Raw genomic sequence first — 26,330 nt, 5'->3', positions numbered from 1 at the left:
TTTATTGATTTATGATTATTACAATTCAATTATGAGACCAAAAAACAATTGAATCACATCTTAGAGTATTATTTGGATGTTAATATTAATGGCAAACATTTTGTTCAGTCCAAGAATAAAAATATACACTATGAATAATAAGATAAAAATAGCTTTAGCAGTAATGGCTGGTGGAAGTTTAATTCTTCTAAACCAGCTTAGAAAAAGAAGAAAGAGCAAAACATTCACTGCACCGGACGGCAATTCTTACCTAAAGGATCAGATTTACCGTACTGCAGAAGGCGAATTGTACAAAAATGGAAAACCATTGCATTTCAATACTTTGCAGTCGGAGCAGAATAATTCTCAACATATGAATTATGATAAAAAAATAAATGACAAGCCGAAGAATTATGATGCTTCAAATATCAAAAATGTAGAATATCATCAAAGAGGAGTGAGACATCATTAATTCCCAAATGATGTTTAATAATTGTGAATGAATATTGATTATGGATGAAAATATCTTAGGAATTGCAGCAGGTGTGTTAACTTCAGTTTCCATGATTCCGCAGCTGATAAAAGTAATAAAGGAAAAAAATGTGGAAGACCTTTCTTGGGTGATGATTTTAGTGCTCATTAGCGGACTTTCGCTTTGGGTTTGGTACGGAATTTTACGCAACGAGCTTCCGATTATTCTGTCAAACGCATTCGCTGTATTAGTGAATTTAACTTTATTGACCTGTTATATTTTATTTAGGAAAAAGTCTTAATCCATACTAAATATTTAAAACTGTAAAATAACAAAGCTTGAGGATTTCTCAAGCTTTGTTGTATTCTATTTTAAAGTAAATTTTACTTTTGTTTTAATGGCATCAGAAGCATTTCCGATTAATGCTTCAAAATTGCCGGGTTCTGCAACCCATTCATGCTTGTCGGCATCGAAAAAGCTTAAAGCAGTTTTGTCAATTGTGAAAGACACTTCTTTTTCTTCGCCGGGATTTAAAAATACTTTTTCAAAACCTTTTAATTCTTTAGCGGGACGCGGAACAGAAGATTTCGGATCACTGATGTAAAGCTGCGCAACTTCAGCACCCGCTTTTGTACCTGTATTTTTAATATTTACGGTAAAAGTGATTGTATCTTCTTGATTCATTGTGGTTTTGTCTGCTTTAGCTTTACCAAACTCGAAAGTTGTATAGCTCAAACCGTGTCCAAAACTGAATAATGGCTTTATTTTTTTTGTATCATGCCAACGGTAACCTACAAATATTCCTTCATTGTAGGTAATGTTGATCGGGTTTTTCTGGTCTTTACCTTTTCCGGCAGCCAATTCTTCCTTATTTCCTGGATATTCGCCCAATTTGTGAACTGAATTATCTTCAAGCTTTACAGGAAAAGTAAAAGGAAGTTTTCCTGAAGGATTGGCATCACCTGCCAAAATAGAAGCAATAGAATTTCCGGCTTCAGATCCTAAATACCAAGCCTGAAGAACTGAAGGTACCTCTTTTATCCACGGCATTGCAACAGCATTTCCTGAAACCAAAACTACAGCGAAATTCTTATTGGCTTTGGCCAAAGCAGCAATTACATTGTCTTGATTATATGGTAATCCGTAGTCTTTTCTGTCGTTTCCTTCACTGTCTTGAAAATCAGCTTTATTCAATCCACCAACAAAAATTACATAATCAGATTTCTTTGCCAGTTCCACGGATTCATTCAACAATTCTTCTGCTGAGCGGTTGTCTTTCAGATCCTGACCGGATTTCACACCGTTGTATTCTCCACCAATATCACCAACGTAGCCTCTTGCATATTGTACGTCAGCCTGTTTTCCAAATCTCGCTTTGATTCCGTCTAAAGGTAGAGTTTCATATTTTACTTTTAATGAAGAAGAACCTCCGCCAACGGTCATTATTTTAATGGCGTTTTCACCGATAACGGCGATTTTTTTGGCTTTATTAATGTCAATCGGAAGAATGTTTCCATGATTTTTTAATAAAACAATTCCTTCCTCACCAATTTCTTTGGCAATTGCTTTATGCTCTTCAGAAGCGATATTTCCAAAAGGCTTTTTCGTATTCATTGTGGTCTTGTATGCCAAATGAAGAAGCCTTGTTACTTTATCGTCAAGTTCTTTGGTGCCTACTTTTCCGGATTTAATTAAGTCTAAATATGGTTTTGCCAGATAATAATTATCGTAAGCATTTTTTGTACCTGCCGAAAGTCCGTTGGTCCAGCTTCCGAATTCCAGATCCAATCCGTTGTGAATTGCCTGTTCGGTATTATTTACAGCACCCCAATCTGAAACTACAACACCTTTGTAGCCCCATTCGCCTTTTAAAATATCATTTAGAAGATACTGATTCTGACTTGCATATTGATTTTTATACATATCATAAGCTCCCATGATCGTCCATGAATCTCCTTCGGTCACCGCCGCTTTGAAGGGCGGAAGATAAATTTCGTATAAAGTCCTGTCGTCTACGATCACATTGCTGGTATGACGGAACATTTCCTGATTATTCAAGGCGTAATGCTTTACAGAAGTTGCCACACCGTTTGACTGAACACCTTTAATATAAGGAACCACCATTTTTGAAGTTAAATAAGGATCTTCGCCCATGTATTCAAAGTTTCTTCCGTTCAACGGAGTTCTGTAAATATTAACTCCCGGTCCCAAAAGAATATCTTTTTTTCTGTATCTGGCTTCTTCACCTAATGCTTTGCCGTAATTCCAGGACATCTTTTTGTTCCATGTTGCGGATAAAGCGGTAAGCGCCGGATAAGCGATAATTGAATCATTAGTCCAGCCGGCCTGATTCCATTCGTCCCACATTACTTCGGGACGTACGCCGTGCGGGCCGTCTGTTGTCCAGAATTCAGGGATTCCCAATCTTGGAACTCCGGGTGAACTGAATTTTGACTGTGCGTGAAGCATTGCTACTTTTTCCTCAAGCGTCATTCTTGAGAGCGCATCCTGTACACGCTGTTCAACAGGTTTAGAATCATCTAGGTAAACAGGTAATTGAGTATTTTGAGCCATGGAAGACATTGATATAAGAGTAAATAAACTTACAATGGCAGTTTTCTTTAGCATAAACCTTTATTTTGATTGTCAACAAAAATACAAAAAAAATTATTATCTCAATTTGAGATAATAATTTTTTATTTAGAAATTAGTTATAATTAAATCAACTATCAACTATTAAAAACCTTTCACAGCGCCGCCTTTAAAAATCTCATCCGCTTTTTTGGCAACTTCTTCGGATTGATAAGCTTTCAGGAAGTTTTTTACTTTTTCATCATTCTTATTATTTTCTCTTGATACAATTACATTCATGTATGGAGAATCTTTATCTTCTTTGAAAATTCCAAACTGATCAGCGTTCAATCCGGCTTGTGCAGCAAAATTATTGTTGATAATGGCAATTACAACTTCTTTATCATCCAAAACTCTTGGAAGTTGCGGAGCTTCAATTTCCAGAATCTTCAATTGTTTCGGATTTTCAGTAATATCCGTGACTTTCGGTAATAATCCTATTCCGTCTTTTAGTTTTAAAAGTCCGTTTTTCTGTAAAAGAAGCAACGATCTTCCGCCATTTGTTGGGTCGTTTGGTATCACAATTGTGCTTCCGTTTTGAAGCTGAGAAATATTTTTAATCTTTTTAGAATAAGCAATAATAGGGTAGACAAAAGTATTTCCAATGACTGCCAATTTATAGCCTCGCTGTTTAGATTGTTCTGTTAAATAAGGAACGTGTTGAAAAGCATTGGCATCAATATCACCATTGTTCAGAGCTTCATTCGGAATGACATAATCATTGAAAGAGATCAATTCAACTTCAAGATTGTATTTTTCTTTGGCTACTTTTTTAGCTGCTTCGGCAATTTCCTGTTCAGGTCCTGAAGTGATTCCGACTTTGATATAATTCGGATCATCTTTTTTTGGCGAATTACATGCAGTGAATAATAGCAAAACTGTTGCTGCGAAACCTAAAATCTTTATTTTTTTCATTGTAAATTATTTTATTTTAATTAATTTTTTGTTGGTTGGATAATCGCAAAGGCGCAAAGTTTTTACGGTATATAGTTGCGATTAACCAAATTCAAGCTCACCTGTGATCAAACCTTTTCGCCAATCGATCCCCAAAAAACTGTATGATAAAAACCAATGCCACCAACAAACCGAGAACCATATTCATAATCACGGCGTCATAACCGATATATCCGTATTGATAGCCAATTTGTCCCAATCCACCGGCACCAACTGCGCCACCCATTGCGGAATAACCGACTAATGTAATCAGCGTAATGCTAGCATTATTAATCAATGATGGAAGTGCTTCTGGCAGCAAAACTTTTTTGATGATCTGAAATGGAGTAGCGCCCAAAGCTCTTGCGGTTTCAATCAAACCTTGCGGGATTTCAAGAAGACTGTTTTCAACTAATCTTGCGATAAAAGGAGCAGCGCCAATACTTAAAGGAACTAGCGCCGCATTCACACCAATCGAAGTTCCTACCAAAGATCTCGTAAATGGAATCATCCAGACAATCAGAATAATAAAAGGAATGGATCTGAAAATATTAACCAAAATTGACAATACCCTGTTATATAAAACATTTTCCAAAAGCTGGCCTTTTTTTGTCAGAAATAATAAAATTCCGACAGGCAAACCCAATGCAAACCCGAAAAATCCTGATGCAAAAGTCATAAAAATTGTTTCCCAAAGTCCTTTAGACAAAAGTAAAATTGTTGTTTCGCTAAGCATAACCTCTCAATGTATTATGAATTTTATTCTGATTAAAATAATAGATTGCTTTTTGGTTTTCTTCCGTTTTTCCTTTCAGATGAATCAGAAGAGTTCCAAAGTTTGAGCTTCCCAGATATTCTACATCGGCTTTCAGTAATTGATACGGAATTTTATATTCGTCATAGATCTTTGAAAGCAATTTTTCAACGCTGATCTGTTCGTTGAGTTCTATCTCAACCAATGGAAATAAACCATCTTGTGGTTCTTTTTGAAATGTTTTGCTGAATTCTTTCGGAATTGTCATATTTCCTGAGTTTATAAATTGTTTGATGATGGGATGTTCTCTGTTTGAGATGATTTCCTGTAAAGTTCCCTTGATGATGAGTTTGCCTTTATCGATTACTGAAACGTGATTACAGATCGCTTTGATAACTTCCATTTCGTGGGTAATCAGCAAGATTGTGATTCCCAGGCGTTGATTAATATCTCTTAACAACTCCAAAATCGACTGTGTCGTTGCAGGATCGAGCGCACTTGTAGCCTCATCACAAAGCAGAAGATATGGGTCATTGGCTAAAGCCCTTGCAATGGCTACTCTTTGTTTTTGTCCGCCCGAAAGGCTTTTAGGATAGTCATTTGCTTTGTCTTCGAGACCTACAATTTTCAGCAATTCGTTTACTTTTTCACGGATTTTATCTTTGCTGATTTTATCGAGTTCCAATGGAAGTGCAATATTTTCAAAAACAGTTCTTGAAGAAAGCAGATTAAAATGCTGAAAGATCATCCCTATTTTTTTGCGTTCTTTCGCCAATTGTTTTGAACTTAATTGAGTAAAATCCGTTCCGTTGATGATGATTTGCCCATTGTCTGGCCTTTCCAATAAATTCACGGTTCGGATCAAAGTGCTCTTTCCTGCTCCGGAAAATCCGATGATTCCTACAATATCGCCTTTTTGAATGGTCAGACTTACATCATCCAAAGCCTTAAAAGATTGCTTTTTTTGATAAAATGTTTTTGAAATGTTTTTAATTTCTATCATTTTCCTGATTCGTTGTTAAATAAAAAAGGCTTTACAACGTGGTAAAGCCTTTAAAAATATGTCATAATAAGAGTAAGGTCAGCCACTAAAATTCACATACAAAGGCATACAGCAATACATCATCACATGATTGATGCTCATCTTCTTCATTGAATTGTATCTGAATTTTGTTTTCATTATCATTTCCAAACCTGATTACGGATGCAAATATAAAACATATATTTTTATTAGTCTACTTATTTAGTGGACTTTTTTAAATCTGAATAGTAAATAATTGTTAAGTATTTGGTTTTTAGTAATTAATAAATTGTTATTAAAGATATAATTCTCAACATCTTCTGTAAAACAAACATCAAAGAATATAATATGAGGACCCGCATTTATAATATCAGCATCTGCAATCGTAATATAAGCGTCCACTTTTATATAATTAGCAACTGATATTATAATATTAGCGCCAGCATTTATAAAATAAGCACTTGCAAGTATAATATAAGCATCCGCTTTTATAAAACAGTCAGCAGAAAATATAATATGAGCATCTGCAATCATAATATGAGCGTCAACTTTTATAGAACTAGTAACTGATAGTATAATGTAAGCACCCGCTTTTTTAATATAGGCGACTAATAATATAATATGAGCATCTGCATTCATAATACAAGCATCCGCTTCTATAGAATTATTAACTGATAGTATAAAACAAGCACCCGCAAATATAATATGAGCATCCGCTTCTTCATTATTAGCGATGGCGATTCTAAAGTAAGCTTTGGCAACAACATTATAAGTAATAGTAAACGGAAAACTGCCAAAATCTTTTCTATAGCACCGGCCGATAAAGTCAAAAAAAATCCCGAATTTTGTAGCCCTTCAATAATTCCGAATTCATGAAACTTTGTATTGCCGAAAAACCCAGTGTTGCCAGAGATATCGCCAAAGTATTGGGTGCAACGATGCCCAAACAAGGCTATATGGAAGGTAATGGCTATTGCGTGACATGGACTTTCGGACATCTTTGTACCCTCAAAGAACCACACGATTATGGTCCGCAATACAAATCCTGGAATTTGTTTTTGTTGCCAATTATTCCAAAAAACTTCGGAATCAAATTAATTCCAAACAAAGGAGTTGAAAACCAGTTTAAAGTCATTGAAAGATTAGTTGCAGAATGTGATGAAGTCATCAATTGCGGGGATGCGGGACAGGAAGGTGAATTGATACAACGTTGGGTTTTACAGAAAGCAAAATGCGACAAACCCGTGCAGCGACTCTGGATTTCTTCATTGACTGAAGAAGCAATAAAAGAAGGTTTTGAAAAATTGAAACCGGCCGAAGATTACAAAAACTTATATCTCGCAGGAAATGCTAGAGCAATAGGAGACTGGCTGCTGGGAATCAATGCAACACGACTTTTTACCAAGAAATTTGGCGGGAATAAAGCTGTTTTGTCCATTGGAAGAGTGCAAACTCCGACTTTGGCGATGTTGGTTCAGCGTCAGAAAGAGATTGATGCTTTCACCACAGAAGAATATTGGGAACTGAAAACCAAATACCGTGACGTAATTTTCAACGCAGCAATTGATCGATTAAAAACATTAGATCGTGCAGAAAAAGGTTTGGAATATCTGAAAGTAAATCCTTTTGAGATCGTATCATTTGAAATTAAGGAAGGAAAGGAAAAAAATCCGAGACTTTTTGATCTGACAGGACTTCAGGTCGAAGCCAACAAAAAATACGGTTATTCTGCAGACAGCACGTTGAAATATATTCAAAGTCTTTATGAGAAAAAACACGTGACTTATCCGCGTGTTGATACAACCTATTTATCCGAAAGTCTTTACCCAAAAATTGATGGGATTCTAAGAAAAATGACATTTTATCAGGAATTGGTTGCTCCTTTGTTGCAAGAGCCGATTCCGAAGTCGAAAGCGGTTTTTGATGATACAAAAGTAACGGATCACCATGCTATCATTCCGACAGAAATTCCGCCAACGCAAAATCTCAGCAGGGAAGAAAAGTTGATTTATGATTTGATTGCAAAACGTTTTATTTCCGTTTTTTATCCCGAATGTAAAATCTCAAATACTTTGGTGGAAGCTAAAGTAGGAACAATTCCTTTCAAAACAAGCGGAAAGCAGATTCTTGAGCCGGGCTGGAGAGCCGTTTATGCAAAAGACGCAAAAGACGAGCCTTCAGAAAAAGAAAAAGACGAGGAACAAACCATTCCTGAATTTAAAGTCGGAGAAACCGGGCCTCATGAACCAATGATTCATCAGGGAAAAACCTCTCCGCCAAAACCTTACACAGAAGCAACATTGCTTCGTGCGATGGAAACTGCCGGAAAACAGGTGGATGATGAAGAGCTTCGTGAAATGCTGAAAAATAACGGAATCGGAAGACCGTCAACTCGAGCAAACATCATCGAAACGCTTTTTAAAAGAAAATATATTGAAAAGAAAAGGAAAAATCTGATCGCCACACAAACAGGAATTCAGCTGATTGATACAATTGAAGACGAATTGCTGAAAAGTCCTGAATTAACCGGCGAATGGGAACTAAAACTCCGGAAAATTGAAAGTGGTGAATACGAAGCCAATCAGTTCAAAGACGAATTGATACAAATGGTAACCGAACTCACCAAAAAAGTGATCGACGGAAAAGCAAAAGTTTTCACAATTCATGACGAAAGCGAAGTAAAAGAAAAAAAGAAAAGCGAGCCAATTCCTAAAAAAGTATTACAAACCTGGGAAGAAACCGAATGCCCAAAATGCAAAAGCCGAGCTTTGATAAAAGGTAAAACCGCAGTCGGCTGTTCAGATTACAAAAACTGTAGTTTTAAGATTCCGTTTGAAATATTCGGTAAAAAATTGTCTGAGAAACAGCTTTTAGATTTAGTTTTAAAAGGAAAAACGTCAAAATTAAAAGGCTTCGCCACGCATCCGGAAAGTTTAACGGAAGGAATTATTTCACTCTCTCCCGAATTTATGATAACCCTAAACTAATTAAATTATTTTTAAACCATTAAGATAATTTAGTTAATAAGTAAATTAAGAAAATCCACGGATTTTTAGCAATATGCTTAAAGCGAAGCTTAACCTTAATATTCTAAAAATCTTAAAAAAACTTAATGGTAAAATTTTAAGTATTTTATCAACCATCAACTATCAACTATCAACCATCAACTATTTCAGATACAATCTCATTCTCGCTTCATATTCAGGCTTCGTTTTTAGGAATTTCCAGATTTTTTTGTCATCAGGATTACTGATTCTGAAATAAATAATTTTATCAGCAGAATATTTGAAATATGGATGATTTTTCAGCCACTCTTCAGGAGCGTCAACCAAAGTATATCTTTCAATTTTCGCATTGTCAAGCGGAGCAATATTTAGTAATTTCTGAACCAGTTCTTTATCAATATTGTACGTTTCAAGAATCTGTTCTTTGGTCATAAAACCCCCAAGTTTTTTCCTGAAGCCAATCATTGAACCTGCACTTTTTTCATCCAAACCAAATTCCAAAAGTTGCTTAAAAGTAATTGAATTCATATCTGTTTTAGAAAAATCAGTTTTTTCATGTTTAAATTCAGCTTTTTTAGAATCAGCTTTTTTTGCTATTGTTGCAGCGTTTAGCTTGATGTAAGGTTTCAGTTCTGCAAATTTTTCAGCAGAAATCACAAAGCAATTTTGGATGTCTTCTAAAGTTTTGAAGCTCCCTTTTAAGTTTCTGTCACGATAATTAACGATCACATTTGCCTGTTTTTCTGTAAATCCTAAAGCTTTCCAACCTTCAAAATCTAAAATATTCGGATCGAAAGATGTTTGTTGTATTTTCGTTTTAAAAGGCTTTGATTTTCCGGCGTAGCTACTGAAATTTTCCGGAGTTTTTGCAGGTAATATTATATACGGCGCCAGTTGCTTGTAGTTTTCCTCGTTAATAATAAAACATTCTTTGAATTTTTCTTTGCTTACAAAACTTCCGCCCAGAAAATTTTTATACTTTAAAATTGCAGCGGCTTGTTTTTCGCTAAAACCTATTTTTTCCCAATCGTTTTGTGAAAGTTGATCAGGATTGAATTTCCTTGAAATTGTTAAAGATTTATTCTCAAAACTTTTAAAATGATTGTTTTTTGCTTCTTTATTGTTTTCCGGAAGCAGAATATATTCCTGAAGCTGCGCAAACTTTTCTTCGGAAACCGCGAAACATTTTTTAAACTGTTCTTTTGAGATGAATTTTCCGCCGATAATTTTTTTATAATTCAGAATTGTGGCAACCTGCTTGTCTGTAAAGCCCAGCTTTTTCCATTGATTTTCATCCAGAATATTGGGATCAAAATCTGTCAGAATTTCTGTTGAAAAGCTTTCAGAAATAAATTTTACTTCAGGAAATTGCGTTTCATTTTTATTAGAATACTTTTTGAATGCAAACAATACAAGCAACAGCATTCCAAGAAATGCTATTTTTTGATAGTAATTTTTCTTCATCATTCCGTAAAATTAAAAATAATTTTAACTATAAAATATATAATTAAGAAATAATTTTTATTTTACTCTTTTTTTGCTAAGAAGAAATTGGGTAACGGATAAAAGTAAGTTACCGATTAATGCACAAATTACAAAAATATTTACTTCAAAGATGAAAGCAATTATTAATAAGGATAATGTGATGGTAATTAATAGAAGCAGATATTTTTGTTTCATTTTTTCCATTGAAATTTGAAATTTATTCAGAATCTTTTTCAACTAAAGAATCTTTCAGTTTCAGCAATTCAACTTTCACAAATTCGAGTCGGTCGATGATTGATATTGTTTCAGAAATTTTGGAATTTGTTGTCAGAGCAATTCGGGCACCGTCCAAAGTATAGCCTTTTTCCTTCACCAAATGATAAATGATCTTCAAGTTTTTGATATCTTCAGGTGTAAAATAGCGGTTTCCTTTTTTGTTTTTTTTAGGCTTGATGATCGGGAATTCCTGTTCCCAATATCTTATCAATGAAGCGTTTACGTCGAAAGCTTTGGCAACTTCTCCTATCGAATAATACAGTTTGTCGGGTAAATTTGTCTTCATTATATCTGATCCTGAAAATTCAAAGATAAATATTTTTTAAACTACTTCGCAAATCGTAAATTGTCGGCTTTAAATTTAGAAGAATGAAAAATACATGGAGTTTTTGCCTTATTGGTTTGGTTTTGGTAATACAAAGTTGCAAACCAGTAAATTATAATCATATGTTTTTTGAAAATGCAGAACCCACATTAGTTTCTGATCAGTTTGCTTTTACCGAAGGACCGGCGACTGATAAAAACGGAAATGTTTATTTTACCGATCAGCCAAATGATAAAATTTATTATTGGGATTGGAAAACCAACAAAATCATAGAATTTCTCGATAAAACCGGTCGTGCCAACGGAACTTATTTCGATGAAAATGATAATTTGATTACATGTTCGGACAACGAAGGTGAAATCTGGAAAATTGCGAAAGATAAATCTGTAGAAGTTTTATCAAAAGGTTTTGAAGGAAAAAGACTAAACGGCCCAAACGATCTTTGGCTGGACGAAAGTGGCGGAATTTATTTTACAGATCCTTTATATGAAAGAGATTATTGGGAAAATTTTAAAGTTGAAATTCCTGAAAAAAATTTGTATTACCGAAACAAAGAAGGCAAAATTTCAAAGTTGGAGACTTTCACGCAACCAAACGGAATTATTGGAAATACAAAACTGAAAAAACTTTTTGTTTCCGATATTGATGCCGGAAAAACCTATGTTTATGATATTTTGGGTGAAGGAAAATTGTCTGAAAAGAAATTATTCTGCGAAATGGGCTCAGACGGAATGACGCTCGACAAGGAAGAAAATCTATATTTGACGGGTGATGGCGTTACAGTTTTTAATAAAAAAGGTGAAAAAATTCATCATATCAAAATCCCTGAAGACTGGACAGGAAATGTAACTTTTGGAGGCGAAAATAATGATGTTCTGTTTATTACCGCTTCAAAATCAGTGTATACTTTGCCGACAAAAACAAAAGGCTTGAAATAATATTTTTAAACCATTAAGAAATTTTAGAGTTTGAGATTCATTAAGTAAACTTAAAAGCAAGCTAAACTTAATATTCTTAATAACTAAAAAAATCTTAATGGTTTAAATTTAATTTTAATAAGCAACTTCCATCTTTACTTTTTTGCCTTTAAGCTTTTCATTGCTCAGTTTTTTAAGTAAATCTTTTACTTTAGTTCTCGAAACTGCAACATACGAAGTGGTGTCTTTTACTTCGATCAAGCCTAAATCTTCTTTCTGCAATTCACCTTTTTTCAGTAAATATCCCACGATGTCTACTTTATTTACTTTATCTTTTTTTCCTGCGCTGATGTAAATCGTCTGAAATGGTGGGTTGGCAGGAACTTTAGAAAATTCTTTTACAGATTCTTCAGGGGTATCTTTTTTGATGAACGGGAATTTTTCATCTTCTGTCATGACCATATAAGCGAAACCTTTGGCATTCATTCTCGCGGTACGACCGTTTCTGTGAATAAAAGCATCTTCTGTTGCCGGCAGCTGATAATGTACAATCGACTCAACTTCAGGAACATCTAAACCACGCGCAGCCAAATCTGTAGTAATTAAAACTCTGGCCGTATCATTTCTGAATTTCAGTAAAGCACGTTCTCTTTCGTCCTGTTCCATACCACCGTGGAAAGTTTCTCTGGCAATTCCTTTATCCAAAAGCAAGTCGGCAATACGGTCAACGGTTTCTCTGTGATTACAGAAAATAAGGGTTCTTTTATTACCGATTTTACAAATCAGATGAAATAAAGTATCCAGTTTTTCTTCAGAAGTCGTCATTACTTTTCTTAACTGAATATCAGGTTTATTTTCTCCTAATTTTAAGAAATCGATTATTTTTTCATTTTTTAAACCTGTAAACTTTGGAATTTCATCCATCGCTGTGGCCGAAGTCAGAATTCTCTGAAAAAGATTGTACATATTTTCGATAATATATTCCATATCATCATGAAAGCCTAATTCCAAAGCCTTATCGAATTCATCGAGCACCAGATTTTTGATTGTTTTCACATCAAGATTTTTATTCCTCATGTGATAGGCAATTCTTCCGGGCGTTCCAATTAACACAGCAGGAGCTTCCTTAAGATTGTTTATCTCAATTTTTTTATCGTGACCACCGTAGCAAACTGTCACCTTAAAATCTGTTCCCATCGATTTGAAAACCTGCTCGATTTGTAAAGCCAGTTCTCTTGCCGGAACCACAATCAATGCCTGAATTCCTGTGGATTCTTTCTGTAGATTTCTAAGAACCGGAAACAAAAAAGCAAGTGTTTTTCCTGAACCCGTAGGCGAAAGTAAAACAACATCTGTATTGTTTTCCGTAGTTTTGTATGTAGATTTCTGCATCTGATTCATATCCTGAATCTGCAGTTTTTTGTAAATAGATTCTAATTCCATTTTGCAAAGGTAAGTGAAAAGAAATTTTTTAAGAAATTTTAATTATTTTAAAGAACTTTACTAAACATCAAATATCAAACCCATGTCTCCCCAGAAAAGAAAACTCATGACCGACAGTTTCAACCGTTCAGAAACTTTACAATTTTATAAAGCTGAACTTCTTGAAGTAGAAACTGATTTTGTTTCCATAAAAATCCCGAAAATGGAACTCATGACCAGAAAAGCTGGAATGTTCAATGGTGCAATGATCGCTTCTTTGGTGGATGTATCGTCCGGTTATGCGGCGGTAAGTCATTATGAAGAAGATTGTTACGTGGTAACCGTTGAATTAAAAGTGAATTACCTTCGGCCGGCAATTGGCGATGCGTTGGTTTCAAAAGCTTATGTGATAAAAGGCGGGAATAAAATAAGCGTGATCCGAACAGAAATTTATACGGTGAAGGAAAATCATGATTCAGAAAGTCATGTTGCCACTTCATTGGTAACGATGATGAAAATCAAATGATGTTTAAAGCCAATGCCGATCAAGGATTTATTGCTTTGGAATGAGATTTGTTCATCAAGAAAACATTAACATTAAAAAAATAAACCATGAACTTAATTATCCGATTACTCATCACCGCTGTAGTTGCTTTTTTACTCACAAAAATCTTACCCGGCGTACAATTTGACAGCTTTGGAACGGCTGTAATTTTTGCAATCGTTTTAGCTTTGTTGAATTTATTTGTAAAACCAATCTTAAGTCTTTTAGGATTGCCGCTTACGATTATCACGTTAGGGTTGTTTGCCTTGGTGATTAATGCTTTGATAATTTTGTTGGCAGATTATTTCATCGACAGCATGGTTGTAGATGGTTTTTGGTGGGCATTGATTTTCAGCATTGCACTTTCCCTAATTACTTCGCTGGCAAATTCTATGTTTTCAGATAGAGATTAATTTTTAATAAATAGTATGTATAAAACCGTCATTTTGACGGTTTTTTGTTATTGTAAACATATTTAATATTGAAAAACTTAAAGTAATAAATACAATTCGAAGTCTTAATAAACTTAGCCGTTAATTTTTCGTCCGTTTTTATTTTAAATACTAACTTTGACGATCTTTGATTTAAACAAAAAATTATGAAACTTAAGTACAGTCTGCTCGCTTTGGCAGCTCCGCTTTTAATGAATGCACAACAAGTAATGACGCCGGAAATTCTTTGGACTCTGAAAAAAGTCGGTGTTCAGGCTGTTTCGCCAGATCAATCTTCGCTTATTTATAAAGTAGGACAAGTTGATCTTAAAACTGAAAAAAAGAAAAATGAAAATTATTTATTAAATGTTCTCAATAACCAGTCTTCTAAAATAGATTTAGGTAAAAAAGCTTTAATTCAGTGGGATAAAAACGGAATCTATGCCCAGGAAGGTGACAAAATTTTCCTTTCAAAAGACAGCGGAAAAACCTGGACTGAATTTTACACAATCGGTGAAGTTGATAACATCGTAATTTCTCCTGACGGAAAGAAAATAGCTTTCAGTAAGCAGGTTTTGGTGGAAAAAGTAATGGGAAAAGATAAATATTCCGATACTCCAAAAACAACTGCGCAAGTTTATACAGACTTAAACCACAGGCATTGGGATTACTTTAATGAAGGCAAATACAATCACGTTTTTGTAGTCAACGTTTCTGATAAAGTAGATGCTGCAAAAGATTTGTTGGAAGGAAAAGCCTGGGATTCTCCGCAAAGGCCTTTCGGTGGAGCAGAAGATTTTGTTTGGAGTCCGGATTCTTCACAACTTTTATATGTTACAAAACCGAAAAGCGGTGCAGCATATGCAACAAGCACCAATACAGATATTTTTGCTTATGATTTGGCTTCAGGATCAACAAAAAATTTAACTGAAACTAATAAAGGTTACGATGTCAACCCAAAATTCAGTCCGGATGGGAAATCTCTGATCTGGCAAAGCATGGAGAGAGAAGGATATGAAGCTGATAAAAACGACATTAAATTGATGGATTGGAAGTCCGGAAAAACTTCAAATCTTACAAGCAATTGGGATGAAAGCGTTTCAGGAGATTTTTTCTGGGGTGGAGATTCAAAAACGATCTATTTTACAGCAGCATTTAGAGGAACAAAACAGCTTTTTTCTTTAGATCCTAAAAATTCTAAAGTTCAGCAGATTACAAAAGGAGATTTTGATATTAATGAAATTTTTGCGAATAATAAAAACTCGCTTTTAGTTTCAAAAACAGATATCAATCACGCGTCAGAATTGTTTTCTGTAAATCTTAAAAACGGAGAATTGCAGCAGGTTACCGAAGTTAATAAAGATGTTTATTCGAAATTAACACAAGGAAAATTTGAATTGAAAATGGTAAAAACTTCGGACGGAAAAGAAATGGGAGTGTGGTTCCATTATCCTCCAAACTTTGATCCGAATAAAAAATATCCGACTTTATTGTATTGTCAGGGTGGCCCACAATCTGCTTTGACGCAGTTTTTCAGCACAAGATGGAATTTTGCTTTAATGGCTGCCAACGGATACATTGTGGTTGCACCAAATCGTCGCGGAATGCCGGGCTGGGGAACAAAATGGAATGAAGAAATTTCAAAAGACTGGGGCGGACAACCGATGAGAGATTATTTGGCGGCAACAGATTTTGCGAAAACTTTACCTTATGTTGATGATGAGAGAATTGCGGCAGTTGGCGCTAGTTACGGTGGTTACAGCGTATTTATGTTGGCGGGAATTCACAACAATAGATTCAAAACCTTCATCGCTCACGATGGACTTTTTGATATGAAATCTTGGTATTTGACAACTGAAGAATTGTGGTTTGCAAATTGGGATTTGGGTTCGCCTTGGGAAAAGCCTTTGCCAAAAGCTTATACAGAATTTAATCCAAGTAATTTTGTAGATAAATGGAATAAACCAATTATGATCGTGCAGGGTGGAATCGACTTTAGAGTTGGTTACGAGCAAGGACAAGAAGCATTTCAAGCTGCAAAACTAAAAGGCCTGAAAACAAAATTTGTATATTTCCCGAATGAAAATCACTGGGTTCTGCATCCGCAAAACGGCTTGGTTTGGCAAAGAGAATTTTTTGATTGGTTGAAGGAAACTTTGTAATTAATTTAAAGTGAATAAATAATAATTAATTATTCAATATCAATAGAAACGGGCTTTAGCCCGTTTTTTGTTTAGTATTGGTTTAGCTGAAACTTATATATTTGAATCATGCAAAACAGGATTTCTTCATTTCCGCCAATAATTGATAAAAGTTCTAAAATTTTAATTTTAGGTTCAATTCCCGGTGTGAAATCTCTGGAAAAACAACAATATTATGCTCATCCGCAAAACAAATTCTGGAGAATTATTTTTGAATTGCTTAATGAAGAATTTACAGAAGATTATTCGGAGCGCATCCGTATTCTTAAAAAACATCAGATCGCTTTGTGGGACGTCATCGATTCATGTGAAAGAAAAGGAAGCCTCGATTCTGAAATAAAAAACGAAGAAGCTAATCAGATTGCTGAGCTTTTACAAGAACATCCAAATATTGAGGCTATATTTTGCAATGGTGGAAAATCATATAAAAATTTGCAGAAGATTTTAGGAAAGAATTTTAGAATTCCTGTAATTTTGCTGCCTTCGACAAGCCCGCTTCACACCGTTTCTTTTGAAAAAAAACTGGATGACTGGAAAAAGATTTTAGAGTATATCTAAAAAAAATGAAGCAAGAACAAAAAGTCCTTGCTTCATTTATATATTGTTAAGTTTTATTTTTCCAAAACATAAACTTCTTCATACGGCTGTATCAAAACCCATCCGTTTCCGGAAAATTTCATCTGAAATTCTTCACCGCTTCCTCTTCCGATTAAACTTTTAAATGAAACATTGGTTTTAAGTTCGGGACTTAGATTTCCGGACCATGCAACCGTTGCATTAGGATCTGTAAAAACTGGCGCGTCTGGCGTCACCATCAAAGTTAACGGTTCACCGTGGGTGGTGATAGCAATGTGACCTGTTCCCGAAAGTTTCACCTGAAATAAGCCTCCCGACATTACACCTGCAATACTTTTTAGCATTGTAATATCGCTTTTTATGCTTTGTTCGTGAGCTAAAACATCGTTTCCGTTTACACAAACGGTTTCGTTATTTAGATAAAGGATTCTTACTTTTTTCCCTGAATCTGCAACATACAATTTTCCTGTTCCTTCAGCTTTCATTAGTTTGGAACCTTCACCGCTAATTGCTTTTTTCAGGAAATTTCCCAATCCGCCGGCCAGCATTCCTTGCCTTTCAAAATTGATATTTCCAACGTAGCCGACCATGCTTCCGGTTTTCGTCCATACCGCCTGATTGTTGAGGTTGATTTCTAAAAGAGCAGGCTTTTCCAGCTCAAAATAGTCTCTTTCCTGTGGATTTTCTTTAGTTTCGTTAACGAATGATTCCAATGAATATTTGCTCATATTTTTATGATTTTATTTAGCCTAAAAATACTATTTTTCTTTAATAGAATTATTAATATTAAAAAACTTTAATGCTTCAACACGCTGTCAGAGCAGCCCTTAAAATAAAGACTTGACAAAGGGGTGTTTAATGTTGTATATTCGCAGTCCGAAAATTACATTAAGTAATTTTTAAATAATTTTTAAACCGTAATTTAAAAAATGAAGACATCCGATTTTAATTTCGACCTTCCTGCAGAATTATTAGCAGAACACCCATCTGAACACAGAGATGAAGCCAGATTAATGGTGCTTGACAGAAAAACACAAACCATTGAACACAAGTTGTTTAAAAATGTTGTAGATTATTTTGAAGAAAAAGATTTGTTCATTTTCAATAATACTAAAGTTTTCCCGGCACGTCTTTACGGAAATAAAGAAAAAACAGGAGCTAAAATTGAAGTTTTCCTTTTAAGAGAGCTTGATAAAGAAACCCGCGTTTGGGATGTTTTGGTAGATCCTGCAAGAAAAATAAGAATCGGAAATAAATTATTCTTTACCGAAGACGAATCTTTGGTCGCTGAAGTCATTGACAATACAACTTCAAGAGGAAGAACTTTGAGGTTTTTATTCGACGGTTCTTATGAAGAATTCAGAACCAAGCTGAAAGAGTTGGGAGAAACTCCGCTTCCGAAATATATCAAAAGAGAAGTTGAGCCCGAAGATGCCGAAAGATATCAGACAATTTATGCGAAAGTGGAAGGAGCTGTTGCTGCGCCAACGGCCGGTTTGCACTTTTCAAGACATTTAATGAAAAGATTGGAAATCAAAGGAATCGATTTTGCTGAAGTTACTTTGCATGTTGGTTTAGGAACTTTCAACCCAATCGAGGTAGAAGATCTTTCGAAACATAAAATGGAATCTGAAGAAATCATCATCGATGAAAAAAATGCTGAAATAATCAATAAAGCAGTTCAGGAAAACAGAAGAGTTTGCGCCGTAGGAACGACTACGATGAGAGCTATTGAAACTTCAGTTTCCTCAAACAGAAAAATTTCTGCATTCAATGGTTGGACAAATAAATTTATTTATCCACCTCACGATTTTGGTGTTGCGAATGCGATGATTACCAATTTCCATACTCCAAAATCTACATTATTAATGATGATTGCAGCGTTTGCAGGCAAAGAATTTATCATGCATGCATACGAAGAAGCCGTAAAAGAAAAGTATAAATTCTATTCTTACGGTGATGCAATGCTTATTTTGTAATTAATTTTAAATTATAGATTATAAATTTTAGATTGAATCCTAACTTTTGTGAAGGGTTTTAATCTAAAATTTATAATTTAAAAAACAATATTTTGAAAGACATTCGTACATTATCACTCGACCAGCTTAAAGACTATTTTTCGTCTTTGGGAGAAAAACCGTTTCGTGCGAAGCAGGTTTACGATTGGTTGTGGAGCAAAAATCTCCATTCAATTGAGGAAATGACGAATCTTTCAAAGCAACTTCGCGACAAAATTTCCGAAGAATATACCATCAATCCGGTTTCCGTAGATCAGCTTCAGAAAAGCACCGACGGAACGATCAAAAACGGAGTGAAACTTCACGACGGTTTATTGGTAGAATCGGTATTAATTCCAACAGAAACCAGAACGACTGCATGTGTTTCTTCACAAGTTGGATGCTCATTAAACTGCGAATTCTGCGCAACGGCAAGACTAAAAAGAATGCGAAACCTGGAAGTTGCAGAAATTGTAGATCAGGTCGCTTTAATCGACAGCCAAAGTAAAATGTATTTCAACAGACCGCTTACCAATATCGTTTTTATGGGAATGGGCGAGCCGATGATGAATTACAAAAACGTAGTTGAAGCCATTAAAAAAATTACCCAGCCGGAAGGTTTGGGAATGTCACCGAGAAGGATTACCGTTTCTACTTCGGGGATTCCAAAGATGATTAAAATGTTGGCGGATGATGAATTGCGTGTGAAATTAGCTTTATCGCTTCATTCCGCAATTGAATCCAAGCGTAACGAAATAATGCCGTTTTCGGATAAATTTCCGTTGACAGATATTATGGAAGCGCTTCAATATTGGTACAAAAAAACAGGATCGGTCATCACTTTTGAATATTGTGTCTGGAAAGGCATCAATGACGGAGATGAAGATATAAAAGCTTTAATTAAATACTGCAAACAGATTCCTTCTAAAGTAAATCTGATTCAATACAATCCGATTGGCGACGGAAAATACGACCAATGCAACAAACAGGCGGAAGAAAATTACGTTCGTCAGCTGGAAAATGCAGGAATTACCGTAATGATCAGAAAAAGTCGAGGCGGAGATATTGATGCGGCTTGCGGACAATTAGCCAATAAAACGACAGCTTAATCTTTCTTAACAATCAATTTATATCTAAAACATTATTTTTGTAGGATGAATAAGGTCATTCTGCTTTTTATTGTTTGTTTTTCTCAAGCTGCTTTTTCTCAACAGGCAGAAATTTTTAAGCTTAAAAAATATAAGATTGCAGTTTTAAATGATTCCATTCGGGAAAATTCCGGATTAAATTTTTTTGATGATAAATTATACACTTTCAACGACAGTGGAAATCCTGCCAGATTGTATGAAATCGACAAAAATTCCGGAAAAATTCTTAAGGTTTTAAAAACAAATCTTATCAATACAGATTGGGAAGCTTTAGCCAATGACGGAATAAATTTCTACATCGGAGATTTTGGAAACAATGCAGGAACAAGAAAAGATTTGAAAATTTATAAAGTTTCTTATGAAAATCTGACTTCTGCTAATCAATATAGAATTCCAGGTTCAGAAAGAGCTTTAGACGGTCAGCCGCTAACCTTTTATTTCCCTGAACAGAAAGATTTCACTTCCAAAAATAGGAGCACTGATTTTGATTTGGAATCTATGATTTATTTAAACGGAAAACTACATATTTTCACCAAAGAATGGGCTTCCAAATCTACTACACATTACACAATTGATCCTGAAAATTTCGAAAATCAGGCTGCACAAAAAGTAGAATCTTACAAGACGAATTTTGTAGTTACCGATGCATCTTATTTTGATAAAAAGCTTTATGTTGTTGGTTACACCAAGAAAACTGAAGTCTTTTTGGATATATTTAACGAAACCGAGCCGGGGATTTTTTTTGAAGAACCTTCAAAACATTATTACTTGGGAAGCGCTTTATCCATCGGGCAGATTGAAGGAATTGCCGTTGACGAAAAAGGAATTTATATTTCCGGAGAAAAATTTTATTCGCCTATCAAGAAAACATTGCCGTATCTCTATTTTGTACCTAAAGCCAAACTCAAACTTTAATTTTTGTTAAAATTGGCTGAAAAAAATTATCTTTGTGAGAATTAATAACTATTTATCCATCATTCAAAGATAGTGGCCAATATTGTAGAAGAAATCAAGCAACCGATCAATGAGGAAATGAAACTTTTCGAGCAGAAGTTTTATGAATCTATGCAGAGCAAAGTCGCTTTATTAGACAAAGTTACACGTTTTATCGTTACAACAAAAGGTAAGCAGATGCGTCCTATGTTTGTATTTCTTTGTGCAAAATTGATTGGGAATGTTAACGAGAAAACGTATCGTGGTGCTTCGATGATTGAGCTGATTCATACCGCAACTCTCGTTCACGATGATGTGGTTGATGAAAGTTTTAAGCGACGTAATTTCTTTTCAATCAATGCTTTATGGAAAAATAAAATTGCGGTTTTGGTTGGTGATTTTTTATTGTCAAAAGCTGTTTTGCTTTCAACAGACCACAAAGATTACGATTTACTTTCTGTAATTTCACGAACAATTAGGGAAATGTCTGAAGGCGAACTTCTTCAGTTGGAGAAAGCGCGGAAACTTGATATTACCGAAGATGTTTATTACGAAATTATCCGACAGAAAACAGCAACATTAATAGCTGCTTGCTGCGAAATAGGAGCTTTGTCGAATGATGCCGATGAGATTTTGGCAAAAAAAATGAGAGATTTCGGAACGTATACCGGAATGGCTTTTCAGATCAAAGATGATTTATTTGATTATTTGAGCTCAAATTTTATCGGAAAACCTGTCGGAATTGATATTAAAGAGCAGAAAATGACATTGCCTTTAATTCATACTTTAAAAATAGCAGGCGAAAAAGACAGAAAATATTATTTTGATACGATAAAACGCTATAATAACGATCCGAAACGTGTGAAAGAATTAATAGCTTTCGTTAAAAGTTCAGGCGGTCTCGATTATGCTATCAAGATTATGAAAGAATTTCAGCAAAAAGCAAAAGATATTTTAAATGAATTTCCGGATTCTGAAATCAGAACATCTTTGCATACAATGCTCGATTACGTTATTGAGAGAAAATTTTAGTCTAAAATCATTGTTGTGATCATAATCACAGACAAAACAATACAAAATAAAGCGATTAAAAATAAATAATCCGCAATACGTTCAAATCTGTTCTCCGTCTTTTCTTTCTTTGATCTTATCGCCATAAACGAGAAAAAGCAGCTGCATGCAAAAAACACACAAGCAATTCCCGCAAACTCATCAAGATAAGTATTGTGGCTCGTTTTTGTGATCTTAAGCGAAGTGATAATAAGCATCGAAAAACCCAACAAATTGCTGGATGCGTTCAGAATATGAGGCGATTTCTTTTCCATTTTTTAATATTATGTAAAATTAAGATAGAATTATTCTGATTATCAAATTTTTAAAAAAGATTATTAAAAATTAAAATTAATATAAAAAGTGTATATTAGCAAAATACTTCGAAATAAAAATATTTAATATTTGGCTATGCAAACAACCTATATTGAAACTCAGCAAATATCCTTTCAGGACTTTAAAAATCAGATACTTGAAGATTATAAATTAGGAAGAATCTCTCGTGAAATGTCTTATTTGGGCAGAAGAGAAGTTCTGACGGGAAAAGCTAAATTTGGGATTTTTGGGGACGGAAAAGAACTTCCTCAATTGGCGATGGCGAAAGTTTTCAAAAATGGAGACTTCCGTTCGGGATATTACAGAGATCAGACTTTTGCATTGGCTGTAAATGCTTTGACTGTTGAAAGTTTTTTTGCACAATTGTACGCAGATACAAGCGTTGAAAGAGAACCTGCATCAGCCGGAAGACAGATGAATGGCCATTTTGCAACAAGAAGTTTGAATGAAGACGGAAGCTGGAAAGACTTGACGGCTCAGAAAAATATTTCTTCAGATATTTCTCCGACAGCAGGGCAAATGCCAAGATTATTAGGGTTGGCGCAAGCTTCAAAAATATATAAAACCGTAAAATTTGACGGTTCTGAAAAATTCTCAAAAGAAGGAAACGAAATTGCTTTTGGGACAATCGGAGATGCTTCTACAGCAGAAGGTCATTTCTGGGAAACTCTGAATGCTGCTTGTGCACTTCAGGTTCCGATGATTGTTTCGATTTGGGATGATGGCTACGGAATTTCGGTTCCGACGATGAAGCAAAGAGCAAAAGCAGATATTGCCGAAATGCTGAGCGGTTTCCAAAGAAAAGAAGGTGAATTTCAGGGATGTGAAATTATTCAGGTGAAAGCGTGGGATTATCCTTCATTACTGGATGCTTATGCGAGAGCCGAACAGTTTGCAAGAATGGAAAGTATTCCTGTAGTCGTTCATGTGATTGAAGTTACGCAGCCTCAAGGTCACTCAACTTCGGGTTCTCACGAAAGATATAAGAATGAAGAGCGTCTGGCTTGGGAATCTCAGTTTGACGGTTTGGTGAAATTCAGAGAATGGATTTTAAATTATTCAATCGAAATCGAAGGAAATGAAGAGATCATTGCAACCATTGAAGAGTTAAATGCAATAGACGAAGAAGCTAAAAGAACGGTAAAAGCAGGTCAAAAAGCAGCTTGGGAAAGTTACCAGAAAACGATTACGGATTTGATTCAGTCAGTTTTACCTTTTGTTGAAAACCTTAAAGGTCAGAATTCTGAAATTGAAAATTATATTGGTCAATTCAATAAATTAGTTTCAAAAGCTAAAAAAGATGTTTTCCATTTGGTGAGAAAATCTTTATTGGCAACAAGAGGGACAAATTCTGCAGAAAGAAACCAATTGATGCAGAAATATAATGAGATTTTTGAGGTTGAAAAAGACAATTATTCTTCACATTTATATTCCCAGTCTCAGTGGAAAGCTGAAAACGTAAAAGAAATCAAGCCAATTTATTCCGACAATTCAGAAGATGTTGACGGAAGAGTAGTGGTAAGAAATAATTTTGATAAGATATTCGAAAAATATCCTGAAACTTTAGTTTTTGGTGAAGATGCAGGAAATATCGGTGATGTAAACCAGGGATTGGAAGGAATGCAGGAAAAATACGGTGAAGTTCGTGTTGCAGATACAGGAATCCGTGAAGCTACAATTTTGGGTCAGGGAATTGGTATGGCAATGAGAGGTTTAAGACCGATCGCTGAAATCCAGTATTTAGACTATATTTTGTATTGTTTGCAAGGAATGAGCGATGATTTAGCAACGGTTCAATACAGAACAAAAGGCGGTCAGAAAGCACCTGTAATTATCAGAACTAGAGGTCACAGATTGGAAGGAGTTTGGCATTCAGGTTCTCCAATGGCGGGAATTTTGAACCTTTCAAAAGGTATTTTGGTATTGGTTCCGAGAAACTTAACAAAAGCTGCCGGATTCTACAATACAATGCTTCAAAGTGACGATCCAGCAATAATTGTTGAATGTCTGAACGGTTACAGATTAAAAGAAAAACAACCTGATAACTTAGGTGAATTCACAGTTCCTGTCGGAAAAATCGAAGTTACAAAAGAAGGAAAAGATGTTACTTTGGTAACGTACGGATCGACTTGGAGAATTGTAATGGAAGCAGCAGAAGAACTTGAAAAACTAGGAATTTCTGCGGAAGTTATTGATGTTCAGTCATTAATTCCTTTTGATTTAACTCACGAAAGTGCTGAAAGTGTGAAGAAAACCAACAGATTAGTCGTAATCGACGAAGATGTGGAAGGTGGAACTTCAGCGTTTATTCTTCAGCAGATTTTAGAGAAACAAAAAGCATTCAGATATTTAGATTCTGATCCGTTGACGATCGCTGCAAACGATCACAGACCTGCGTATGCAAGTGACGGAGATTATTTCTCTAAGCCATCTTCGGATGATATGGTTGAAAGAATTTATGCAATGTTTAATGAAACAAATCCTCAGAAATATCCTTCGATATTTTAATAGAGATTTTAGATAAATTTTAAAACCGCTTTCTTTTAGGAAGCGGTTTTTTTATGATAAATGAGTATATTAGAGTAATTGTATTTTATGAAAAATATTATAAAACAAATAGCAGAAAAACAAATAGAAAGCCTTTCTATAATTCGAAATTATACTTGTATTCTAATTAAAAATTATAGTGATTATAAAGTTCATGGAACAGGTGTATTTGTGAAAATTCAAAATTTATATTTACTTATTTCTGCTGCTCATGTATTTGATGATTTTCATGAACTATTTATTCCTTTGGGAAATGGCGAAACATTACTTAAACCTGGTGGTAGACTAATAATTAACAATTCAAAAGTTAGTAGAAGCAATGATGATTTAGATATTGGTATTTTAATATTAGATGATGTATCTGTAAAAGATTTAATTCAAAGCTATGATTTTGTGATTGAAAGTAATTTAGAAATTAATCATGATATAACTTACCTTCATAATTATATTGTTTTTGGTTATCCTTCAAGTTGGTCGAAAAAATCTTTTTCTCGAAGCTCATTTCATTCACGTCCATTTATAAATTTTACAAAATGTGTTGACTTAGCTGAATACCCCAAATTAAAGAGGAACGAGGTATTAAATATTATTGTAGAATATAACAGACAAGAAACAGTCAATTTTAAATCTAAAAAATTTAGTTTTGGACCAAACCTTTTTGGAATTAGTGGATGTGGATTATGGTATTTAGATCCTCAAAATTATGAGGAGAATGCAAATCCAAAATTACTTGGAATAATGACTGATTGGCCAATTTCAAATAGAAGAAGATTGATTTCAACACGAATCGATGCTATCACAGAACTTTTAAGAAAAAGTGAATCTCTTAATTTTCCAGAATCAAATTTGTTTTCTTTTAAATAAATAGAAAACTTTTAAACAACCACCTTTTTCTTTTCCTTTTTTTCTAAAAGAGTCTTGCAGTTATAGCTTTCTCAGGATCAAAAACGTGATATTTTGTTTCCCATTCTTCCAATAAATACAAAATTGGCAACAACGCCAATCCTTTTTCTGTCAACGAATATTCTACTCTTGGAGGAAGTTCTTTAAACTCTTCGCGGATTACCAAACCATCACTTTCCATTTCCCTCAATTGATCGGTCAATACTTTTCTGGAAATAACATTGATTCGTACGGCAAGCTCCCCGAAGCGTAATTTTCGGTCTTTAATTACTAATACAATAATCGGTTTCCACTTGCTTCCCAATGCAGACATCGCTTTGCCGAGCGGACAACTGTATTTCATCAATTCATTCTTTTTCATAGGATTTTGTTTATAAAGTTCAACTAATTTAAACGTTACTTTTTTGTTACTAATGTAAGTTACTGCGAAGTTACCACTATTTT

At 34.6% G+C, this 26,330-nt stretch carries 25 protein-coding genes; 14 read left to right on the top strand and 11 right to left on the bottom strand.

Annotation, left to right across the window (positions count from 1 at the left end):
• Positions 1-130: 130 nt before the first annotated feature.
• Positions 131-451 carry a hypothetical protein gene (locus AC6CHK_RS10600; RefSeq protein WP_498095892.1) on the top strand — a complete coding sequence of 107 codons (321 nt, stop codon included), beginning with the start codon at positions 131-133 and terminating at the stop codon, positions 449-451.
• A gap of 40 nt (positions 452-491) precedes the next feature.
• On the top strand, positions 492-752 hold the full coding sequence (locus AC6CHK_RS10595; protein ID WP_498095890.1) for a SemiSWEET transporter: 261 nt from the start codon (positions 492-494) through the stop codon (positions 750-752).
• 65 nt (positions 753-817) lie between these two features.
• Here AC6CHK_RS10595 and AC6CHK_RS10590 read toward each other — a convergent pair whose 3' ends face one another.
• From AC6CHK_RS10590 to AC6CHK_RS10570, 5 genes are all read right to left on the bottom strand, one after another.
• On the bottom strand, positions 818-3,079 hold the full coding sequence (locus tag AC6CHK_RS10590) for a glycoside hydrolase family 3 C-terminal domain-containing protein (RefSeq protein WP_498095888.1): 2,262 nt from the start codon (positions 3,077-3,079) through the stop codon (positions 818-820).
• A gap of 108 nt (positions 3,080-3,187) precedes the next feature.
• A complete protein-coding gene (gene metQ / locus AC6CHK_RS10585; RefSeq protein ID WP_498095886.1) occupies positions 3,188-3,997 on the bottom strand; it encodes a methionine ABC transporter substrate-binding lipoprotein MetQ in 810 nt (269 codons plus the stop codon).
• Between the two features lie 97 nt (positions 3,998-4,094).
• Positions 4,095-4,751 (bottom strand): methionine ABC transporter permease MetI, encoded by a 657-nt coding sequence (gene metI / locus AC6CHK_RS10580; RefSeq protein ID WP_498095884.1) that lies wholly within the window; start codon positions 4,749-4,751, stop codon positions 4,095-4,097.
• A complete protein-coding gene (locus AC6CHK_RS10575; protein ID WP_498095882.1) occupies positions 4,744-5,772 on the bottom strand; it encodes a methionine ABC transporter ATP-binding protein in 1,029 nt (342 codons plus the stop codon). The genes metI and AC6CHK_RS10575 overlap by 8 nt, the downstream gene beginning before the upstream one ends.
• Positions 5,773-6,012: 240 nt before the next feature.
• Entirely contained in the window at positions 6,013-6,429 is a 417-nt protein-coding gene (locus AC6CHK_RS10570; RefSeq protein WP_498095880.1) for a hypothetical protein, read from the bottom strand.
• A gap of 233 nt (positions 6,430-6,662) precedes the next feature.
• On the opposite strand from AC6CHK_RS10570, the gene AC6CHK_RS10565 reads away from it, so the two are divergent.
• Positions 6,663-8,777: a type IA DNA topoisomerase gene (locus tag AC6CHK_RS10565; protein ID WP_498095878.1), complete on the top strand. Its 2,115-nt coding sequence runs from the start codon at positions 6,663-6,665 to the stop codon at positions 8,775-8,777.
• Between the two features lie 180 nt (positions 8,778-8,957).
• Here the strand turns inward: AC6CHK_RS10565 and AC6CHK_RS10560 are convergent, their stop codons facing one another.
• Positions 8,958-10,262, bottom strand: a complete 1,305-nt coding sequence (locus tag AC6CHK_RS10560; RefSeq protein WP_498095876.1) for a helix-hairpin-helix domain-containing protein — start codon at positions 10,260-10,262, stop codon at positions 8,958-8,960.
• A 235-nt stretch (positions 10,263-10,497) separates the two neighbouring features.
• Positions 10,498-10,842 (bottom strand): MerR family transcriptional regulator, encoded by a 345-nt coding sequence (locus AC6CHK_RS10555; RefSeq protein ID WP_498095874.1) that lies wholly within the window; start codon positions 10,840-10,842, stop codon positions 10,498-10,500.
• A gap of 83 nt (positions 10,843-10,925) precedes the next feature.
• On the opposite strand from AC6CHK_RS10555, the gene AC6CHK_RS10550 reads away from it, so the two are divergent.
• The gene (locus AC6CHK_RS10550) at positions 10,926-11,819 is read left to right on the top strand and encodes an SMP-30/gluconolactonase/LRE family protein (protein ID WP_498095872.1); all 894 of its coding nucleotides are present in this window, start codon (positions 10,926-10,928) and stop codon (positions 11,817-11,819) included.
• Positions 11,820-11,933: 114 nt separating this feature from the next.
• Here the strand turns inward: AC6CHK_RS10550 and AC6CHK_RS10545 are convergent, their stop codons facing one another.
• Positions 11,934-13,241, bottom strand: a complete 1,308-nt coding sequence (locus AC6CHK_RS10545; RefSeq protein ID WP_498095870.1) for a DEAD/DEAH box helicase — start codon at positions 13,239-13,241, stop codon at positions 11,934-11,936.
• 82 nt (positions 13,242-13,323) lie between these two features.
• Here AC6CHK_RS10545 and AC6CHK_RS10540 point away from each other — a divergent pair, with 82 nt between their 5' ends.
• The 4 genes from AC6CHK_RS10540 (at position 13,324) to AC6CHK_RS10525 (ending at position 16,954) form a co-directional block, all read left to right on the top strand.
• The gene (locus tag AC6CHK_RS10540) at positions 13,324-13,746 is read left to right on the top strand and encodes a PaaI family thioesterase (RefSeq protein WP_498095868.1); all 423 of its coding nucleotides are present in this window, start codon (positions 13,324-13,326) and stop codon (positions 13,744-13,746) included.
• 86 nt (positions 13,747-13,832) lie between these two features.
• The gene (locus AC6CHK_RS10535; RefSeq protein WP_498095866.1) at positions 13,833-14,177 is read left to right on the top strand and encodes a phage holin family protein; all 345 of its coding nucleotides are present in this window, start codon (positions 13,833-13,835) and stop codon (positions 14,175-14,177) included.
• Between the two features lie 185 nt (positions 14,178-14,362).
• A complete protein-coding gene (locus AC6CHK_RS10530) occupies positions 14,363-16,357 on the top strand; it encodes a S9 family peptidase (RefSeq protein WP_498095864.1) in 1,995 nt (664 codons plus the stop codon).
• 108 nt (positions 16,358-16,465) lie between these two features.
• Positions 16,466-16,954: a DNA-deoxyinosine glycosylase gene (locus AC6CHK_RS10525; protein ID WP_498095862.1), complete on the top strand. Its 489-nt coding sequence runs from the start codon at positions 16,466-16,468 to the stop codon at positions 16,952-16,954.
• Positions 16,955-17,007: 53 nt separating this feature from the next.
• On the opposite strand, the gene AC6CHK_RS10520 is transcribed toward AC6CHK_RS10525, so the two are convergent.
• On the bottom strand, positions 17,008-17,700 hold the full coding sequence (locus AC6CHK_RS10520) for an AIM24 family protein (RefSeq protein WP_498095860.1): 693 nt from the start codon (positions 17,698-17,700) through the stop codon (positions 17,008-17,010).
• A 201-nt stretch (positions 17,701-17,901) separates the two neighbouring features.
• Here AC6CHK_RS10520 and queA point away from each other — a divergent pair, with 201 nt between their 5' ends.
• The 4 genes from queA to AC6CHK_RS10500 all read left to right on the top strand — a co-directional run bounded on the left by queA (position 17,902) and on the right by AC6CHK_RS10500 (position 22,082).
• On the top strand, positions 17,902-18,951 hold the full coding sequence (gene queA / locus AC6CHK_RS10515; RefSeq protein WP_498095858.1) for a tRNA preQ1(34) S-adenosylmethionine ribosyltransferase-isomerase QueA: 1,050 nt from the start codon (positions 17,902-17,904) through the stop codon (positions 18,949-18,951).
• 92 nt (positions 18,952-19,043) lie between these two features.
• Positions 19,044-20,078 (top strand): dual-specificity RNA methyltransferase RlmN, encoded by a 1,035-nt coding sequence (gene rlmN, locus AC6CHK_RS10510; RefSeq protein WP_498095856.1) that lies wholly within the window; start codon positions 19,044-19,046, stop codon positions 20,076-20,078.
• A gap of 45 nt (positions 20,079-20,123) precedes the next feature.
• The gene (locus AC6CHK_RS10505) at positions 20,124-21,032 is read left to right on the top strand and encodes a hypothetical protein (protein WP_498095855.1); all 909 of its coding nucleotides are present in this window, start codon (positions 20,124-20,126) and stop codon (positions 21,030-21,032) included.
• Positions 21,033-21,104: 72 nt separating this feature from the next.
• Positions 21,105-22,082: a polyprenyl synthetase family protein gene (locus tag AC6CHK_RS10500; protein ID WP_498095853.1), complete on the top strand. Its 978-nt coding sequence runs from the start codon at positions 21,105-21,107 to the stop codon at positions 22,080-22,082.
• On the opposite strand, the gene AC6CHK_RS10495 is transcribed toward AC6CHK_RS10500, so the two are convergent.
• On the bottom strand, positions 22,079-22,375 hold the full coding sequence (locus tag AC6CHK_RS10495) for a hypothetical protein (RefSeq protein ID WP_498095851.1): 297 nt from the start codon (positions 22,373-22,375) through the stop codon (positions 22,079-22,081). The two genes, AC6CHK_RS10500 and AC6CHK_RS10495, sit on opposite strands and share 4 nt — an antisense overlap.
• Before the next feature lie 136 nt (positions 22,376-22,511).
• On the opposite strand from AC6CHK_RS10495, the gene AC6CHK_RS10490 reads away from it, so the two are divergent.
• The gene (locus tag AC6CHK_RS10490) at positions 22,512-24,944 is read left to right on the top strand and encodes an alpha-ketoacid dehydrogenase subunit alpha/beta (protein WP_498095849.1); all 2,433 of its coding nucleotides are present in this window, start codon (positions 22,512-22,514) and stop codon (positions 24,942-24,944) included.
• A gap of 87 nt (positions 24,945-25,031) precedes the next feature.
• Positions 25,032-25,847: a hypothetical protein gene (locus tag AC6CHK_RS10485; protein ID WP_498095847.1), complete on the top strand. Its 816-nt coding sequence runs from the start codon at positions 25,032-25,034 to the stop codon at positions 25,845-25,847.
• A gap of 43 nt (positions 25,848-25,890) precedes the next feature.
• Here AC6CHK_RS10485 and AC6CHK_RS10480 read toward each other — a convergent pair whose 3' ends face one another.
• A complete protein-coding gene (locus AC6CHK_RS10480) occupies positions 25,891-26,247 on the bottom strand; it encodes a winged helix-turn-helix transcriptional regulator (protein WP_498095845.1) in 357 nt (118 codons plus the stop codon).
• Between the last annotated feature and the right edge of the window lie 83 nt (positions 26,248-26,330).

The organism is Chryseobacterium sp. GQ58 (assembly GCF_059758895.1).
The sequence above is the reverse complement of the archived record's forward strand: the minus strand, read 5'-3'. Positions and strand labels throughout refer to the sequence as shown.

Excerpts from the sequence above, each read along its gene's own strand:
- metI (WP_498095884.1), bottom strand. The coding sequence starts at position 4,751 with ATGCTTAGCGAAACAACAATTTTACTTTTGTCTAAAGGACTTTGGGAA.
- AC6CHK_RS10530 (WP_498095864.1), top strand. The coding sequence starts at position 14,363 with ATGAAACTTAAGTACAGTCTGCTCGCTTTGGCAGCTCCGCTTTTAATG.
- AC6CHK_RS10565 (WP_498095878.1), top strand. The coding sequence starts at position 6,663 with ATGAAACTTTGTATTGCCGAAAAACCCAGTGTTGCCAGAGATATCGCC.
- AC6CHK_RS10595 (WP_498095890.1), top strand. The coding sequence starts at position 492 with ATGGATGAAAATATCTTAGGAATTGCAGCAGGTGTGTTAACTTCAGTT.
- AC6CHK_RS10490 (WP_498095849.1), top strand. The coding sequence starts at position 22,512 with ATGCAAACAACCTATATTGAAACTCAGCAAATATCCTTTCAGGACTTT.
- queA (WP_498095858.1), top strand. The coding sequence starts at position 17,902 with ATGAAGACATCCGATTTTAATTTCGACCTTCCTGCAGAATTATTAGCA.
- AC6CHK_RS10525 (WP_498095862.1), top strand. The coding sequence starts at position 16,466 with ATGCAAAACAGGATTTCTTCATTTCCGCCAATAATTGATAAAAGTTCT.
- AC6CHK_RS10495 (WP_498095851.1), bottom strand. The coding sequence starts at position 22,375 with ATGGAAAAGAAATCGCCTCATATTCTGAACGCATCCAGCAATTTGTTG.
- AC6CHK_RS10560 (WP_498095876.1), bottom strand. The coding sequence starts at position 10,262 with ATGATGAAGAAAAATTACTATCAAAAAATAGCATTTCTTGGAATGCTG.
- AC6CHK_RS10550 (WP_498095872.1), top strand. The coding sequence starts at position 10,926 with ATGAAAAATACATGGAGTTTTTGCCTTATTGGTTTGGTTTTGGTAATA.
- AC6CHK_RS10575 (WP_498095882.1), bottom strand. The coding sequence starts at position 5,772 with ATGATAGAAATTAAAAACATTTCAAAAACATTTTATCAAAAAAAGCAA.
- AC6CHK_RS10485 (WP_498095847.1), top strand. The coding sequence starts at position 25,032 with ATGAAAAATATTATAAAACAAATAGCAGAAAAACAAATAGAAAGCCTT.
- AC6CHK_RS10555 (WP_498095874.1), bottom strand. The coding sequence starts at position 10,842 with ATGAAGACAAATTTACCCGACAAACTGTATTATTCGATAGGAGAAGTT.
- AC6CHK_RS10505 (WP_498095855.1), top strand. The coding sequence starts at position 20,124 with ATGAATAAGGTCATTCTGCTTTTTATTGTTTGTTTTTCTCAAGCTGCT.
- metQ (WP_498095886.1), bottom strand. The coding sequence starts at position 3,997 with ATGAAAAAAATAAAGATTTTAGGTTTCGCAGCAACAGTTTTGCTATTA.
- AC6CHK_RS10590 (WP_498095888.1), bottom strand. The coding sequence starts at position 3,079 with ATGCTAAAGAAAACTGCCATTGTAAGTTTATTTACTCTTATATCAATG.
- AC6CHK_RS10480 (WP_498095845.1), bottom strand. The coding sequence starts at position 26,247 with ATGAAAAAGAATGAATTGATGAAATACAGTTGTCCGCTCGGCAAAGCG.
- AC6CHK_RS10535 (WP_498095866.1), top strand. The coding sequence starts at position 13,833 with ATGAACTTAATTATCCGATTACTCATCACCGCTGTAGTTGCTTTTTTA.
- AC6CHK_RS10570 (WP_498095880.1), bottom strand. The coding sequence starts at position 6,429 with ATGAATGCAGATGCTCATATTATATTATTAGTCGCCTATATTAAAAAA.
- AC6CHK_RS10545 (WP_498095870.1), bottom strand. The coding sequence starts at position 13,241 with ATGGAATTAGAATCTATTTACAAAAAACTGCAGATTCAGGATATGAAT.
- AC6CHK_RS10600 (WP_498095892.1), top strand. The coding sequence starts at position 131 with ATGAATAATAAGATAAAAATAGCTTTAGCAGTAATGGCTGGTGGAAGT.
- AC6CHK_RS10520 (WP_498095860.1), bottom strand. The coding sequence starts at position 17,700 with ATGAGCAAATATTCATTGGAATCATTCGTTAACGAAACTAAAGAAAAT.
- AC6CHK_RS10540 (WP_498095868.1), top strand. The coding sequence starts at position 13,324 with ATGTCTCCCCAGAAAAGAAAACTCATGACCGACAGTTTCAACCGTTCA.